The sequence below is a fragment of the Janthinobacterium sp. Ant5-2-1 genome (assembly GCF_001445815.1).
GTDB classification, from domain to species: Bacteria; Pseudomonadota; Gammaproteobacteria; order Burkholderiales; family Burkholderiaceae_D; genus Janthinobacterium; species Janthinobacterium lividum_E.
Genome location: NZ_LNCE01000165.1, coordinates 1 through 1,391, shown reverse-complemented (window position 1 = coordinate 1,391; position 1,391 = coordinate 1). Strand labels below are relative to the sequence as shown.

Sequence of the window (1,391 nt, the reverse complement as noted above, 5' to 3'; positions counted from 1 at the left end):
GGCGGGCATGGTGCCGGGCGCGCTGTCGCTGATCCTGGCCGACCGCATGCCGTGGCAGCCCGTCTTCTGGATCACGGCCGCCTTCATGCTGCCTGGCCTCGTGTGCACCTTGCTGATCAAGGAGCCCACCGTGTACGGCTCGCCGCCGAAGACCATGCGCGAAGCGATCATCCTGCCGTTCCAGGAATTCATCGCGCGCGATGGTTGGCGTAACGCAATGTGGATCCTCGCCTTCGTATTACTCTACAAAATCGGCGACAGCATGGCCACGGCGCTGGCGACGAAGTTTTATCTGGATCTGGGGTTTTCCATGACGCAGATCGGCCTGGCCGCCAACACCACGGGTTTCTGGGCCAGCCTGGCCGGCGGCGTGGTGGGCGGCATATGGATGCTCAAGCTGGGCATCAACCGGGGCCTGTGGGTGTTTGGCGCGCTGCAGGCGATCGCGATTTTGGGATTCGCCTGGCTGGCGCAGGTGGGGCCGAACACCATGCTGCTCAGCGCCGTGATCGGTTTTGAAGCATTTGCCAGCCTGGGCCTGGGTGCGGCCGCCTTTGTCGCGTTCCTGTCGCGCACCACGGACCCGCGCTACACTGCCACGCAATATGCCTTGTTTTCCAGCCTGAGCGCGGTGCCGCGCACCCTGATCAATGCCTCGGTGGGCTTTCTGGTCGCCGAACTGGGCTGGTTTTCGTTTTTCATCGTGTGCTTCTTCCTGGCCTTCCCGGCCATGATGATGCTGCCTAAAATCGCTCCATGGAGGTCTGCCAATGGCACCAATATCCCTTAAACGTTACGCCGTCCTGGCCAGCCTGTGCGCGGCCACCGCCCTGGCGCCCCTGTCCGTCCACGCCCAGCAAGCGACGATGCAAGATGGCATCAAGGTGCGGCCTTTGTCGACCTCGCGCATCTTTGCCGGCGGCGCCGACTTCAATGCAGAATCGAAGCAGCAATATACGCAGCTGGTCAACGAAGCGAAGGAAAAAAACGCGCTGGTGCCCGACAGCGACCCGCAGGTCAGGCGTCTGCGCGCCATCGCCCAGCGCATTATCCCGTTCGCCACGCGCTGGAACGAGGCGGCGGCGAACTGGAACTGGCAAGTCAATCTGCTCAACTCGGACGAGGTCAATGCCTTTTGCATGCCGGGCGGGCAGATCGCTTTTTACAGCGGCATCATCACCAAGCTCAATTTGACAGACGATGAAGTGGCCATCGTCATGGGGCATGAAATTTCGCACGCGCTGCGCGAACACTCGCAGGCGCAGGCCGGCAAGGGCAACCTGGCGGCCGTCGGCGCCAAGCTGGCCGGCGCCGGGCTGTCAGCCTGGCTCGGTGTCGATCCGACCATCACCAGTACCGCCACGAATATGGCGGCGCAGGGCGTGATGCTG

2 protein-coding genes are annotated in these 1,391 nt (G+C 62.9%); both read left to right on the top strand.

Going from position 1 to position 1,391, the window contains the following annotated elements:
* On the top strand, positions 1 to 790 hold a 790-nt coding region (locus ASN89_RS26885; protein ID WP_152988718.1), incomplete at its 5' end, for an MFS transporter.
* Positions 771 to 1,391: M48 family metalloprotease (locus ASN89_RS26880; RefSeq protein WP_058051363.1), on the top strand; the 621-nt coding region annotated here is incomplete at its 3' end. The genes ASN89_RS26885 and ASN89_RS26880, both read left to right, overlap by 20 nt.